This is a genomic window from Streptomyces doebereineriae (genome assembly GCF_031845645.1).
In the GTDB taxonomy this organism is placed as follows: domain Bacteria; phylum Actinomycetota; class Actinomycetes; order Streptomycetales; family Streptomycetaceae; genus Streptomyces; species Streptomyces canus.
Window position 1 is genome coordinate 160862 of the sequence record NZ_JAVREZ010000021.1, and the last position, 12517, is coordinate 173378.

Annotated in this window: 14 protein-coding genes and 1 tRNA gene; 3 read left to right on the forward strand and 12 right to left on the reverse strand. The window is 68.3% G+C overall.

The window, feature by feature from the left end; translation table 11 throughout:
- Window positions 1-471: 471 nt before the first annotated feature.
- The 9 genes from rplL to RNB18_RS41565 form a co-directional block, all read right to left on the reverse strand.
- Window positions 472-855 carry a 50S ribosomal protein L7/L12 gene (gene rplL, locus RNB18_RS41525; protein WP_266560781.1) on the reverse strand — a complete coding sequence of 128 codons (384 nt, stop codon included), beginning with the start codon at window positions 853-855 and terminating at the stop codon, window positions 472-474.
- Window positions 856-981: 126 nt separating this feature from the next.
- Window positions 982-1512 carry a 50S ribosomal protein L10 gene (gene rplJ, locus RNB18_RS41530; RefSeq protein WP_057607923.1) on the reverse strand — a complete coding sequence of 177 codons (531 nt, stop codon included), beginning with the start codon at window positions 1510-1512 and terminating at the stop codon, window positions 982-984.
- A 284-nt stretch (window positions 1513-1796) separates the two neighbouring features.
- A complete protein-coding gene (locus RNB18_RS41535) occupies window positions 1797-2648 on the reverse strand; it encodes a DUF1396 domain-containing protein (RefSeq protein WP_311719285.1) in 852 nt (283 codons plus the stop codon).
- 90 nt (window positions 2649-2738) lie between these two features.
- On the reverse strand, window positions 2739-3578 hold the full coding sequence (locus tag RNB18_RS41540; RefSeq protein WP_311719287.1) for an LppX_LprAFG lipoprotein: 840 nt from the start codon (window positions 3576-3578) through the stop codon (window positions 2739-2741).
- A 113-nt stretch (window positions 3579-3691) separates the two neighbouring features.
- The gene (gene rplA, locus RNB18_RS41545; protein ID WP_311719289.1) at window positions 3692-4417 is read right to left on the reverse strand and encodes a 50S ribosomal protein L1; all 726 of its coding nucleotides are present in this window, start codon (window positions 4415-4417) and stop codon (window positions 3692-3694) included.
- 83 nt (window positions 4418-4500) lie between these two features.
- On the reverse strand, window positions 4501-4935 hold the full coding sequence (gene rplK, locus RNB18_RS41550) for a 50S ribosomal protein L11 (RefSeq protein ID WP_007384044.1): 435 nt from the start codon (window positions 4933-4935) through the stop codon (window positions 4501-4503).
- A gap of 168 nt (window positions 4936-5103) precedes the next feature.
- Window positions 5104-5952 (reverse strand): transcription termination/antitermination protein NusG, encoded by an 849-nt coding sequence (gene nusG / locus RNB18_RS41555; protein ID WP_266521119.1) that lies wholly within the window; start codon window positions 5950-5952, stop codon window positions 5104-5106.
- Between the two features lie 81 nt (window positions 5953-6033).
- The gene (gene secE, locus RNB18_RS41560; RefSeq protein WP_057607929.1) at window positions 6034-6318 is read right to left on the reverse strand and encodes a preprotein translocase subunit SecE; all 285 of its coding nucleotides are present in this window, start codon (window positions 6316-6318) and stop codon (window positions 6034-6036) included.
- A 108-nt stretch (window positions 6319-6426) separates the two neighbouring features.
- A tRNA-Trp gene (locus tag RNB18_RS41565) sits at window positions 6427-6499 on the reverse strand.
- Between the two features lie 248 nt (window positions 6500-6747).
- Between RNB18_RS41565 and RNB18_RS41570 the strand changes: the two genes are divergently transcribed.
- Window positions 6748-7974 carry a pyridoxal phosphate-dependent aminotransferase gene (locus RNB18_RS41570; RefSeq protein WP_311719292.1) on the forward strand — a complete coding sequence of 409 codons (1227 nt, stop codon included), beginning with the start codon at window positions 6748-6750 and terminating at the stop codon, window positions 7972-7974.
- Between the two features lie 112 nt (window positions 7975-8086).
- Entirely contained in the window at window positions 8087-9127 is a 1041-nt protein-coding gene (locus RNB18_RS41575) for an adenosine deaminase (protein ID WP_311719293.1), read from the forward strand.
- Here the strand turns inward: RNB18_RS41575 and RNB18_RS41580 are convergent.
- A complete protein-coding gene (locus RNB18_RS41580) occupies window positions 9108-9776 on the reverse strand; it encodes a hypothetical protein (protein WP_311719295.1) in 669 nt (222 codons plus the stop codon). The genes RNB18_RS41575 and RNB18_RS41580 overlap by 20 nt on opposite strands.
- 36 nt (window positions 9777-9812) lie before the next feature.
- Window positions 9813-10430, reverse strand: coding sequence for a TetR/AcrR family transcriptional regulator (locus RNB18_RS41585; protein WP_311719297.1), 618 nt, complete (start codon window positions 10428-10430; stop codon window positions 9813-9815).
- Window positions 10431-10548: 118 nt separating this feature from the next.
- Here RNB18_RS41585 and RNB18_RS41590 point away from each other — a divergent pair, with 118 nt between their 5' ends.
- Window positions 10549-11181, forward strand: coding sequence for an NAD(P)-dependent oxidoreductase (locus RNB18_RS41590; protein ID WP_311719298.1), 633 nt, complete (start codon window positions 10549-10551; stop codon window positions 11179-11181).
- Between the two features lie 46 nt (window positions 11182-11227).
- Here RNB18_RS41590 and RNB18_RS41595 read toward each other — a convergent pair whose 3' ends face one another.
- The gene (locus RNB18_RS41595) at window positions 11228-12283 is read right to left on the reverse strand and encodes a UDP-N-acetylmuramate dehydrogenase (protein ID WP_311719299.1); all 1056 of its coding nucleotides are present in this window, start codon (window positions 12281-12283) and stop codon (window positions 11228-11230) included.
- Window positions 12284-12517 lie beyond the last annotated feature (234 nt).

The window sequence follows — 12517 nt, forward strand, 5'->3', positions numbered from 1 at the left end:
GCCAGCTCAGAGATGGTCCGATCATCGATGCTCAGGCGAGGGCAGACCCCTGGTGACGGGCAGGGGGCAGCTAACAGGCAGCGCAAAGGGTCAGTGTAGCCAGTTGGCGCACTGATGTCCAGCCCTGCTTTTCTGCCCAGTCTTCAAAAACTCTCGCTGCCCTCAACGTCCTCGGCATGCCTGCCCTCAACGCACGTTGATACTGCCCTCTTCGTCACCGATCCATGCCTCGGATTCGGACCGTTCTGGCGACGCGTCCTGAGAATTGCGCGCTGCGTGCGGTTCGTCAAGGCCCCCCAGCCCGAACCAGGGGCGTTCGGGAGACACGACGAAGATCACCATACCCCCCGCCCTGGAGGGGGCAAGGTAACCGTGGCCGCGCCCCCAGGAACGCCGAAGAGCGACCACCCGGATGGATGATCGCTCTTCAGTGCTTGCGCGTTACAGGTCCAGCGGGACCTGTGAGAGGTGTTACTTGACCTCGACGGAGGCGCCGGCGCCCTTGAGGGACTCGGCGGCCTTCTCGGCGGCTTCCTTGGCGACCTTCTCGAGAACGGGCTTCGGGGCGCCGTCCACGAGGTCCTTGGCCTCCTTCAGACCCAGGGAGGTCAGCTCACGCACGACCTTGATGACCTGGATCTTCTTCTCGCCGGCACCCGTGAGGATGACGTCGAACTCGTCCTGCTCCTCGGCGACCTCGGCGGCGGCGGCCGGACCGGCCGGACCGGCGACGGCGACCGCGGCGGCGGCGGTGACGTCGAACTTCTCCTCGAACGCCTTCACGAACTCGGAGAGCTCGATGAGGGTCATCTCCTCGAACTGCGCGAGCAGGTCTTCCTGGCTGAGCTTCGCCATGATGGGCGATCCTTCCACTAATTCGGCTGGTGCCGGTATGTACATGTCTGGCGGGCGTACGTTCGGCCCGCGACGACCGTCACCTCAGGCGGGACGCCTCAGGCAGCGATCATTTCGGGAGCCGAATTACTCGGCACCGCCCTGCTCGCCCTGCTTGGCACGAAGCGCGTCCACGGTGCGGACGAGCTTCGACGGGAGCGCCTGGAAGACCTGAGCAGCCTGAGTCTGCTTGCCCTTGAAGGCGCCCGCCAGCTTGGCGAGCAGAACCTCGCGGGACTCGAGGTCCGCAAGCTTCTTGATCTCGTCGGCGGACAGCGCCTTGCCGTCAAGGACACCGCCCTTGATGACGAGGTTCGGGTTGTCCTTGGCGAAGTCACGAAGACCCTTCGCCGACTCCACCGGGTCACCGGTGACGAAGGCGACCGCCGTCGGACCGTTGAACAGGTCGTCGAGCGTCGTGATCCCGGCCTCGTTGGCCGCAATCTTGGTCAGCGTGTTCTTCACCACGGCGTACTGGGCGTTCTCACCGAGCGAACGACGCAGCGTCTTGAGCTGCGCCACGGTGAGACCCCGGTACTCGGTCAGCACGGCGGCGTTCGAGCTGCGGAACTGCTCCGTCAGCTCGGCTACCGCGGCAGCCTTGTCGGGCCTTGCCATAGAGCGTCGGCCTCCTTCCGGGTGATGAGGACCGCTCAGAAGGGGCTGAACAAACGAAACGCCCCGGCGCAGGCGCACGGGGCGTAGCTCGACCGGCATCACATACGTAATGCATGTGGTCCAGGAGCGACTTCCACATTCACCTGCGCGGGTCGTCCGCGGTTTCAGCGGATCCTTCGGCCACTGCACCCTCTAGCGAGAACACAGCAACGACCAGCGGTCTTTGGCTTCTGTAGGAGCGTACGTGACCGGATCCCTGTCAAGCAAATCCGGCCCTACGACGCTCAGCCGTTCTGGAGTTCCTTCATCATCTCGGCCAGGTCCGCGGTGTCCTTCGCGGGCGGGGCCGTGACGGTCACGGGCTTGTTGTAGTCGAGGAAGGTGAAGGTCATGTCGAACTTGCCCTTGTCCGCGTCACCCTGCATGCGGAACTGCTTGGCGTGGTCCTCACCGTCGACCCACATGTCCATCGTGAACTTGTCCAGGCCCAGCTTCTCCAGCTGCTCGGTGCTCTTCTCGCGCTGCTCGCGGACCGACTTGTCGGCGTCCTTGTAGGAGGCCTTGAGCTCGGCCAGCGTGACGTCGCCCGCGTAGTGGGTCGTCTTGACCCCGTCGACCGTCTCGGTGCCGACCTTCTTCACGTCCTTGGCCCCGTTGAGGAAGGAGGACATGGAGGCCGGGTTCTGGTCGGCCTGGCCGGCGCCGGGCGCGGTGGCGCCGAGGCCGCCGTCCTTGTCGAGCCCGGACAGGTCGAACTTCATCCACTTCTTGCCGTCCATCTCCTTGGCCAGCTCGGCGTTGCCGCCGATGTACATGGCCTTGTCGACGAGCCGGATCTCAGCGGAGCCCTGCTTGGGCGCGGTCATCTTCATGCTCATCGCGAGGTCGGGCTTGGTCCGCATGGAGGCCTCGGCCACCACCTGCCCCTGCTCGGGCATCTCGCCCTTCATGCGGTAGCGGAAGGAGGTGATCTCCTCCGTGTTCTTCGCCGCCTTGGCGACCGCCGCCGCGGGCGTCATCTCGGGCGATTCCTCGCCCCCCTTGGAACAGCTCACCGCACCCGCGGCGAGGGCCACGGCGGCGAGCCCCGCGCCGATGGTCCGGCGGTGCGCGGAACGTCGTACAGAAGTAGCCATTGATTCCCCCCAAGGAACACATGGTCGATTCACAGCAAGACCGCGAGCCTATCCGAGAGGGGCGCCAGGGATCCGCGAATTCCCTGCGGCTCAGGTGGGGTTGGTGCTCGACTGTGACAGGAGGGCCTTGAAGTCCTCGGTGTCGGCGGCCGGCGGCTTGTGTACGGCGACCTTGACGCCGTAGTCGCTGTAGTGGGCGCTCTGGGTCACCCTGCCGTTCGTCGTGCTGGTCTTCTCCACCTTCTTGACCAGGAGGTTCTTCTCGTTGATCCAGACGTCGACGGTCTCGGCGGTGACGTCGGCGTCCTGGAGGCGCCGCCGGAGTTCGGTGTCGGTGACGTCCTCGACCCGCACGGTGCCGGAGTAGTGCGTGGCGGCCTGGCCGTCCACGGTCTCTCTGCCGACCTCGCGCACGTTCCCGGAGTCCAGCAGCAGCCTCACCGACTGGTTGGGGGTGGTGGAGCGCATCTGGTCGGCCAGGTCGGCGCCGCCACCGAGGGTCTTCAGGTCGTCGTAGGCGTACTTGAGCCAGTGCTTGCCGCCCATTTTGGCGGCGAAGGTGTCACCCATGCGCGCGTAGTAGGCGTCGGAGAGGTAGCGGGCCTCCATGGAGGTGACGCCGAGGCCGCGCATCGTCTCGGCCGCGGTGCCGCCGGTGTAGTCGATGATGAGGCTGCCGGAGAGGCCGTCGCGCCAGGCGAGGACGCCGTCGGCGGTGAGGGACAGCTGGGTGCCCATCACGGTGGTGGACCTCACCCGGGCCGTCTCGGCCCGCTCGGTGGAGCGCTCGGCGGTGCGCAGGGCCGGGAGGGCGGCGGGGGCCGAGGAGGTGGGCTTGTCCTTCGGCTCGTCGGAGGAGCCCGAGGACGTGCAGGCGGCCAGTCCCGTCAGCGCGGCGGCCGTCGTGACCCAGACCGTCGTCCTCTTCATGCGTCCCCCTGGTGCAAGTGCCCTGCTCGCACGCTAACCCAGAGCGCAGCGCCCGCACATGGGAACGGGCCCCGCACCTGGAAAGGTGCGGGGCCCGGGAACCTGCCGGTGTCTCAGACCGCGGCCGGGTCCTCCTCGACGAGGAGGTTGCGGGTGCGGTTGGAGTCGAGCGGAATGCCGGGGCCCATCGTGGTGCTGATGGCGGCCTTCCTGATGTAGCGACCCTTGGCGGCGGACGGCTTCAGACGGAGGATCTCCTCCAGCGCCGCGCCGTAGTTCTCCACCAGCTTGGTGTCGTCGAACGACGTCTTGCCGATGATGAAGTGCAGGTTCGAGTGCTTGTCGACGCGGAACTCGATCTTGCCGCCCTTGATGTCGTTGACAGCCTTGGTGACATCGGGGGTGACGGTGCCGGTCTTGGGGTTCGGCATGAGGCCACGGGGACCGAGCACGCGGCCGAGGCGGCCGACCTTGCCCATGAGGTCCGGGGTGGCGACGACGGCGTCGAAGTCCAGACGGCCCTTCGACACCTCGTCGATGAGCTCGTCGGAGCCGACGATGTCGGCACCCGCGGCGAGTGCGGCCTCGGCACGGTCACCGGTCGCGAAGACCAGGACCCGGGCGGTCTTACCGGTGCCGTGCGGGAGGTTCACGGTGCCACGGACCATCTGGTCGGCCTTGCGCGGGTCGACACCCAGACGGAAGGCGACCTCGACGGTGCCGTCGAACTTGGACGTGGAGGTCTCCTTGGCGAGACGGACGGCCTCGAGCGGGGCGTACAGCTTCTCCCGGTCGATCTTCTCGTCCGCAGCGCGAAGGGCCTTGCTGCGCTTGCTCACAACTGCTCCTGTGTGTTCTGAAAGGAGTCGTGGTACGGGCCGAGCAGGCCCTGCCACTTCTGCTTTGTACGGGGGGTTGGGGCTCAGCCCTCGACCGTGACGCCCATGGAACGCGCGGTGCCGGCGATGATCTTCGCGGCGGCGTCCAGGTCGTTGGCGTTGAGGTCGGGCATCTTGGTGGTGGCGATCTCGCGGACCTGCGCCTGGGTGATCTTGGCGACCTTGGTCTTGTGCGGCTCGCCGGAGCCCTTCTCCACGCCCGCGGCCTTGAGGATCATCTTGGCGGCCGGCGGCGTCTTGGTGATGAAGGTGAAGGAGCGGTCCTCGTAGACCGTGATCTCCACCGGGATCACCCAGCCACGCTGCGACTCGGTCGCGGCGTTGTACGCCTTGCAGAACTCCATGATGTTGACGCCGTGCTGACCCAGCGCGGGGCCGACCGGCGGAGCCGGGTTGGCGGCACCGGCCTGGATCTGGAGCTTGATGAGCCCCGTGACCTTCTTCTTCTTGGGAGGCATAGCTCTCCGGTTCCTCTCTTCGGGTCCTACCCGGGCCCAGATTGCTCCTCTGGACGCAGGCATACCGCACAACGATAGCGGGTATAGATGCGCGGCCAAAAACCGAGCAGGTCAGACAGGCTGCGAAAGCCCGTCTGACCTGCTCGGAAGCATGCGGTCCGCAGAACCTCAGTTCTTCTGGATCTGGTCGAAGCTCAGCTCGACCGGGGTCTCGCGGCCGAAGATCTCGACGAGGCCCTTGACCTTCTTCGAGTCGGCGTTGATCTCGTTGATCGTGGCCTGGAGGGTGGCGAAGGGACCGTCGGTGACGGTGACCGAGTCGCCGACCTCGAAGTCCAGCACCTGGACCTCGACCTTGCGCTGCGGAGCGGGCTTGCCCTCGGCCTCGGCGGCCTCGCGGGCGGCCTTCTCCTCGGCCTCCGGGGCGAGCATCTTGACGATCTCGTCCAGGGTCAGCGGGTACGGGTCGTAGGCGTTGCCCACGAAGCCGGTGACGCCGGGGGTGTTGCGGACGACGCCCCAGGACTCGTTCGTCAGGTCCATGCGCACCAGCACGTAGCCGGGGAGCTTGTTCTGGCGGATGGTCTTGCGTTCGCCGTTCTTGATCTGCGCGACCTCTTCCTGCGGCACCTCGGCCTGGAAGATGAAGTCCTCGACGTTCAGCGAGACGGCACGCTGCTCGAGGTTGGTCTTCACGCGGTTCTCGTAACCGGCGTAGGTGTGGATGACGTACCACTCGCCGGGAAGGGTCCGCAGTTCCTCGCGCAGGGCGGCGACGGGGTCGACCGGCTCGGCCGGCTCTTCCTCGACCTCTTCTTCGTCCTCGTCCTCGACGGCCTCGACGTCACCGCCGGACTCGTCCTCGACGTGGAGGGCGGATTCCTCGGCGGGCTCGCCCGCCTCGGCGTCGGCAGCCTCGACCTCGTCCAGGTCCTCGTCCGCGCCCTCGACGATGTCGAGCTCGTCGTCGACAGACTCGTCGGGCTCGATGGCGTCGTTCAGGTTCTGGTCAGACACGGTGGCTGCTTCTTCCTGGATACTTTGTGGTGGAACATGCGAAAAGGGGCGCCGGTAACCTCGGCGCCCTTCGCTCTGTGCTCAGCCGAATACGTACTTGGCGGCGTGGTTGAGTCCATAGTCAATCACGGTCACCAGGCCGATCATGACGAGGACGAAGACGATCACCACGGTCGTGTACGTCGTCAGCTGGTTCCGCGACGGCCAGACGACCTTGCGGAGCTCTGCGACGATCTGCCGGTAAAAGAGCGCGAGGCGCTTCAGCGGGCCCTTCTTGGCACGCTTGCCGCCCTTACGGGTCTTCTTGGACTCCGGCGCCTCATCCTGGGCATCAGGCGTATCAATGGAGCCCACGGCGTCCGCCATTCGTCCTCACCTGTTCCCGGGTCGTGGCCGTGCCGCGCCCGGTTGGAGCCGCACGGCGGTGCATTGCTGTACGTACATGCGCACACATCCTGGCGAAGGTGTGTGTAGCAGGGCCGGAGGGACTTGAACCCCCAACCGCCGGTTTTGGAGACCGGTGCTCTACCAATTGAGCTACGACCCTTTGTGCGTCCCCCAACGTACCGCATCCGACCGGGTGCTCGGTGTGCACCGGCTGGGTGGGCTGCTGAAGGCCAACGAGGTGAGAGTGTACGTGGTCCGCGGGCCGTCGTCGAACAGAAAGCGCCCGTAGGGGGCTTGGGGAAGGAAGATCGCCCAGCGTGCGAGGCGAATCCGGACGGTTGTTCAGCAGTTGTTCAGTCTGTGAAACCCGCGTGCCGGGGGAGTTTCCGGTCTGAAACGATGGGCCCCATGAGCGCTGCAACCCCTCCCACCGAGCGCCGGGTCTCCGCCCGAGTCGGCGCGATCTCCGAGTCCGCCACTCTCGCCGTGGACGCCAAGGCCAAGGCCCTGAAGGCCGCCGGGCGGCCGGTGATCGGCTTCGGCGCCGGCGAGCCGGACTTCCCGACCCCGGACTACATCGTCCAGGCCGCCATCGAGGCCTGCTCGAACCCCAAGTACCACCGCTACACCCCGGCCGGCGGCCTCCCCGAGCTGAAGGCCGCGATCGCCGCGAAGACGCTGCGTGACTCCGGCTACGAGGTCGACGCGTCCCAGATCCTGGTGACCAACGGCGGCAAGCAGGCGATCTACGAGGCCTTCGCCGCGATCCTCGACCCGGGCGACGAGGTCATCGTCCCGGCGCCGTACTGGACGACGTACCCGGAGTCGATCCGGCTGGCCGGCGGTGTCCCGGTGGAGGTCGTCGCCGACGAGACGACCGGCTACCGGGTCTCCGTCGAGCAGCTGGAGGCGGCCCGCACCGAGAAGACGAAGGTCGTGCTCTTCGTCTCCCCCTCCAACCCGACCGGTGCCGTGTACAGCGAGGCCGACGCCGAGGCGATCGGCCGCTGGGCGGTCGAGCACGGCCTGTGGGTGCTGACCGACGAGATCTACGAGCACCTCGTCTACGGCGACGCGAAGTTCACCTCGCTGCCCGCGCTCCTTCCCGAGCTGCGCGACAAGTGCATCGTCGTCAACGGTGTCGCGAAGACGTACGCCATGACGGGCTGGCGCGTGGGCTGGATCATCGGCCCGAAGGACGTCGTCAAGGCCGCGACCAACCTCCAGTCGCACGCCACGTCCAACGTGTCGAACGTCGCCCAGGTCGCGGCCCTCGCCGCGGTCTCCGGCAACCTCGACGCGGTGGCGGAGATGCGCACGGCCTTCGACCGCCGCCGCAAGACCATCGTGCGGATGCTCAACGAGATCGACGGCGTGCTCTGCCCGGAGCCCGAGGGCGCCTTCTACGCCTACCCGTCGGTCAAGGCCCTGCTCGGCAAGGAGATCCGTGGCAAGCGCCCACAGGACACGGTCGAGCTGGCCGCGCTGATCCTGGAGGAGTCCGAGGTCGCGGTCGTTCCGGGCGAGGCCTTCGGTACGCCGGGCTATCTGCGGCTGTCTTACGCCCTGGGTGACGAGGATCTCGTCGAGGGCGTCTCGCGGATCCAGAAGCTGCTGGCGGAGGCACAGGACTGAGCCCGCCGTGAAAAGGCACCCCCTCACGTGAGGGGGTGCCTTTTTGTGCGAGCAAGACCACTAAAGGGGAAAGCGGTACCGGGACACCGGTGACGTACGGCAGGATCCTCGAATGGAGCGTGTACGTGATGTCTCTGAGCTGCCGAAAGCCCATCTGCACCTGCACTTCACCGGGTCGATGCGCCCGGCGACGGTTCTGGAACTGGCCGACAAGTACGGAGTACGGCTGCCCGAGGCGCTGACCGAAGCACTGACCAGCGGGGAACCGCCGAAACTGCGGGCGACGGACGAGCGGGGCTGGTTCCGTTTCCAGCGGCTGTACGACGCGGCCCGCTCGTGTCTGCGTGAGCCCGAGGACATCCGGCGGCTGGTGCGGGAGGCCGCGGAGGAGGATGTGCGTGACGGCTCGGGGTGGCTGGAGATCCAGGTCGACCCGACGTCGTACGCGCCCCGGCTCGGCGGGCTGATCCCGGCGCTGGAGATCATCCTGGACGCGGTGGAGACGACCTCGCGCGAGACCGGGCTCGGGATGCGGGTGCTGGTCGCCGCGAACCGGATGAAGCATCCGCTGGACGCCCGCACGCTGGCCCGGCTGGCGGTGCGGTACGCGGACAAGGGCGTGGTCGGCTTCGGACTCTCGAACGACGAACGCCGGGGCATGGCACGGGACTTCGACCGGGCCTTCAACATCGCGCGCGAGGGCGGGCTGCTGTCGGCGCCGCACGGCGGCGAGCTGGCCGGACCGTCGTCGGTACGGGACTGTCTCGACGACCTGGACGCGCACCGGATCGGGCACGGGGTGCGCGCGGCGGACGATCCGCGGCTGCTGAAGCGGCTGGCGGACCGGCAGGTGACGTGCGAGGTGTGTCCGGCGTCCAATGTGGCGCTCGGTGTGTACGAGAAGCATGAGGATGTGCCGCTGCGGAGGCTGTTCGAGGCCGGGGTGCCGATGGCGCTGGGCGCCGACGACCCGCTGCTGTTCGGGTCCCGGCTGGCCGCGCAGTACGAGATCGCCCGGCAGTATCACGGCTTCTCGGACGCGGAGCTCGCGGAACTGGCCCGGCAGTCGGTACGGGCTTCGGCGGCGCCGGAGGACATGAAGGCCAAGCTGCTGTCGGGAGTGGACGACTGGCTCAGCCACCCGGCCTCTTGAAGTGGGCGTAGGGCGGGTAGGGCTTGAAGCAGACCAGGACCTCGCGGGGGTGCCCGCCGCCGGGCTCGTCCTTCAGCCAGATTCCCGTCACCATGGCCGAGTGCCCTTTGGCCACGCCCTTCTGGCGTGGTCCCCAGCCCGCGGCGTACGCGAAGTTCACGGCCGCCAGGGCGAAGGTGTCCCGGCTGCCGAACAGGAAGAACGTGCGCGCGTGCGTGGCGTGCCGCAGTTCGTCCCGGAAGTCCGCGCGTGTGTGTCGTTGCCTCCAGGCGTCGGCGTCCTTGTGCGTACGTGCCTCGTCGGTGCGTACGGACAGGGGGGTGCCGGCCTTGAGGGTGCGCCGCAGCTCGGGCCATTTGCTGGGGCGCAGCCCGTACGAGTGGTGTGCGAGGACGAGGTCGACGCGCTCCCCCCAACCCTCGTCCGGCGGGATCCCGTCCCGCAGCGGTACATGGACGATCGTGTGGCGTGAGTAGGCGGCGAAGGAGAACAGGCCCGCGAGCCGGTTCAGTCCGTCGTGGTCGCCGAGGAGCAGGCCGATCGGTTCCGGTGCGGTCAGCGACGTGTGGCGCAGGGTGTGGCGGGGCCGGACGACGCGGTGTTCATGGGGGCCGGTGCGGGGTCTGAACTCCGTGAGCCTCAGCCGCATTCGGGGGTCCTGGATGTCATGGGCCCAGCGTGACGGTCACGCCGATTCCCCGGCTACCGAGATTCCGCCGAGCAGGGTCCTGGCCAGCCGGGAGGCGAACTCCTCCACCGGCGGGCGTACGCCGTCCTGTGTGGCGTCGTAGGCGAACGCCCGTTGCGCACAGGCGCCCAGGAGCAGGGAGGCCGCGGCGAAGGTGTCAGCGGTGGGGGCGACCCGGCCGATGGACTGCTCGGCCTTGAGGTAGGCATCGAGCCACTCGATCGGCTTGTGCGGGCCGGACTCCATTTCGCGCATCGCGTCGTCGTGGCGCCGCTTGAGCTGGGTCTCGGCGTACAGCGAGGCGGCGATCGGAAAGCTCTGCTCGTAGAAGAGGGCGGCCTGGCGGGCGATCTCGGTGAGGTTCTCCTCCAGGGTGTGACGGCCCGGCTCGGCGGCAAGGGCGTGCAGCAGGGGGGCCAGTTTCGGGAGGCGTTCCGCGAGGACGCGGATGAACACCTCCTCCTTGCCGGTGAAGTACTTGTACAGCGCCGCCTCGGAGCAGCCGGCCGCCTTGGCGATCTCCTTGGTCGTGGCACGCGCCAGCCCCACGGTGAGCATCAGCTCGTGGGCGGCGTCGAGGATGCGGACGCGGGCCGGGCCGGACTTGGGCTCCATGCTGTTCGTCCCCTTGGGTCGGTTGGCGGGCTTGACGGGTGGGTGAGTACTTACCCACTCTAGAGGGAGACACGGGTGAGTGAATACTCACCCACCTCCATCGAGTACGGGAGTACCCATGAAACTCACGGTTTTCGGTGCCACCGGCGGCATCGGGCGCGAGCTCGTTCGGCAGGGCCTGGAGGCGGGCCATGAGGTCACGGCGGTCGTACGGGATCCTGCCCGGCTGACCGTCACGGGCGCACGGCTGGAGGTGGTCCGTGCGGACCTCACCGACCCGGAGGTGCTGCGGCCTGCCGTGGCCGGGCGGGACGCGGTGCTGTCCGGACTCGGGCCGCGCGCTCGCAAGGACGCCGGGATCGCGGCGCGGCTGACCCGCGTGGTGCTGGCCGCGATGGAGGCGGAGCAGATCCGGCGGGTGCTGGCGGTCAGCGCGGGGCCGGTCGGGCCGGCGCCGGTGGACGAGGGGGCGGTGGACCGGTGGATGCGGGGGCTCGTGTCCGCCGTGCTGAAGGACGTCTACGCCGATCTGAGCGAGATGGAGGCGGAGCTGGCGGCGAGCGGTACGGACTGGACGGTCGTACGTCCGCCGCGTCTTCAGGACAAGCCGGTGACCGGGGTGTATCGCGTGGTGGCCGGGGGGTTTCCGGCTCGGGGGCGGTTCATCTCGCGGGCGGATGTGGCGCACGCGATGCTGGGGATGGTCGGGGATGCGGGGGTGGTGAAGCAGGGGGTGGGGGTGGCGTACTGACGGTGCTGTCGGTGCTGTCGGTGATGACGCTTGCGGATCTGGTCGGCTACAGGCTGACGCCCACCGTCACCGGCTCGTTGACCAGCGTGATCCCGAAGGTGTCCTGTACGCCCGCCACGACCTCCCGGGCCAGTGTGAGGAGGTCCTCGGTGGTGGCGTCGCCCCGGTTGGTGAGGGCGAGGGTGTGCTTGGTGGAGATGCGGGCGGGGCCGGTGCCGTAGCCCTTGGTAAAGCCGGCCTTGTCGATCAGCCAGGCCGCGGAGGTCTTGGTGTGGCCGTCGCCCGCGGGGTAGGCGGGGGGTTCGGCGTCCTCGCCGAGGCGGTGCTTCACGCGCGCGTGGAACTCCGCGAACTGGGCGGCCGTGAGGATGGGGTTGGTGAAGAAGGAGCCTGCCGACCAGGTGTCGTGGTCGTCGGGGTCCAGGACCATGCCCTTTCCCGCGCGCAGCTTCAGGACGGTTGCGCGGGCGTCGGTGAGGGGGACACGGTCGCCGGGTTCCACGCCCAGGGCGCGGGCGGTTTCGGCGTACTTGATCGGCGCGGAGAGGCCGTCGGCGTCTTCCAGGTCGAAGTGGACGCGCAGGACGACGTAGCGGGCGGGGTCTTCCTTGAAGCGGCTGTGGCGGTAGGAGAAGGCGCAGTCGTCGTTGGCGAGGGTGACGGTGGCTCCGGTGCGGCGGTCGTAGGCGATGACCTCGGTGATGGTGGAGGACACCTCCTGGCCGTAGGCGCCGACGTTCTGGATGGGGGTGGCGCCCGCGGAACCGGGGATGCCGGCGAGGCACTCGACACCGGCGAGTCCGGCGTCCACGGTGCGGGCGACGGCGTCGGTCCACACTTCGCCGGCGGCGAGCTCCAGGTGGGTGCCGGTGAGCTCGAACCCCTTGGTGGCGATGACGAGTGCGGTGCCCTCGAACCCCTTGTCCCCGATGACGAGGTTGGACCCGCCGCCGATCACGAGGAGCGGCGTGCCGGTGGCGTCGGCCTCACGGACGACCTCGATCACCTCGGCGTCGGTCGTCGCGGTGACGAGCCGGGTGGCGGGGCCGCCGAGACGGAAGGTGGTCAGGGGGGCGAGGGGGGCGTCGTGTCGTTCCTGCACGCGGTACAGCCTACGGGGGGCTCCGGCGGTCGAGCGGGGGTGCCTGCGGCGGCCTGTGCGGGTTCGGTGGGTTTGCCTGCGGCGGCCTGTGCGGGTTCGGTGGGTTTGCCTGCGGCGGCCTGTGCGGGTTCGGTGGGGGCGGGCGTTGTGCGCAGTTCCCCGCGCCCCTGGATGCCTGCGGCGGCCTGTTTCGGTTCGGTGGGGGCGGGTGTAGCGCGTGCGGCCTGGTGGGTG

Excerpts from the sequence above, each read along its gene's own strand:
- RNB18_RS41585 (WP_311719297.1), bottom strand. The coding sequence starts at position 10,430 with ATGGAGCCCAAGTCCGGCCCGGCCCGCGTCCGCATCCTCGACGCCGCC.
- RNB18_RS41540 (WP_311719287.1), bottom strand. The coding sequence starts at position 3,578 with ATGAAGAGGACGACGGTCTGGGTCACGACGGCCGCCGCGCTGACGGGA.
- RNB18_RS41570 (WP_311719292.1), top strand. The coding sequence starts at position 6,748 with ATGAGCGCTGCAACCCCTCCCACCGAGCGCCGGGTCTCCGCCCGAGTC.
- secE (WP_057607929.1), bottom strand. The coding sequence starts at position 6,318 with ATGGCGGACGCCGTGGGCTCCATTGATACGCCTGATGCCCAGGATGAG.
- RNB18_RS41535 (WP_311719285.1), bottom strand. The coding sequence starts at position 2,648 with ATGGCTACTTCTGTACGACGTTCCGCGCACCGCCGGACCATCGGCGCG.
- RNB18_RS41575 (WP_311719293.1), top strand. The coding sequence starts at position 8,087 with ATGGAGCGTGTACGTGATGTCTCTGAGCTGCCGAAAGCCCATCTGCAC.
- rplL (WP_266560781.1), bottom strand. The coding sequence starts at position 855 with ATGGCGAAGCTCAGCCAGGAAGACCTGCTCGCGCAGTTCGAGGAGATG.
- rplJ (WP_057607923.1), bottom strand. The coding sequence starts at position 1,512 with ATGGCAAGGCCCGACAAGGCTGCCGCGGTAGCCGAGCTGACGGAGCAG.
- RNB18_RS41580 (WP_311719295.1), bottom strand. The coding sequence starts at position 9,776 with ATGCGGCTGAGGCTCACGGAGTTCAGACCCCGCACCGGCCCCCATGAA.
- rplK (WP_007384044.1), bottom strand. The coding sequence starts at position 4,935 with ATGCCTCCCAAGAAGAAGAAGGTCACGGGGCTCATCAAGCTCCAGATC.
- RNB18_RS41590 (WP_311719298.1), top strand. The coding sequence starts at position 10,549 with ATGAAACTCACGGTTTTCGGTGCCACCGGCGGCATCGGGCGCGAGCTC.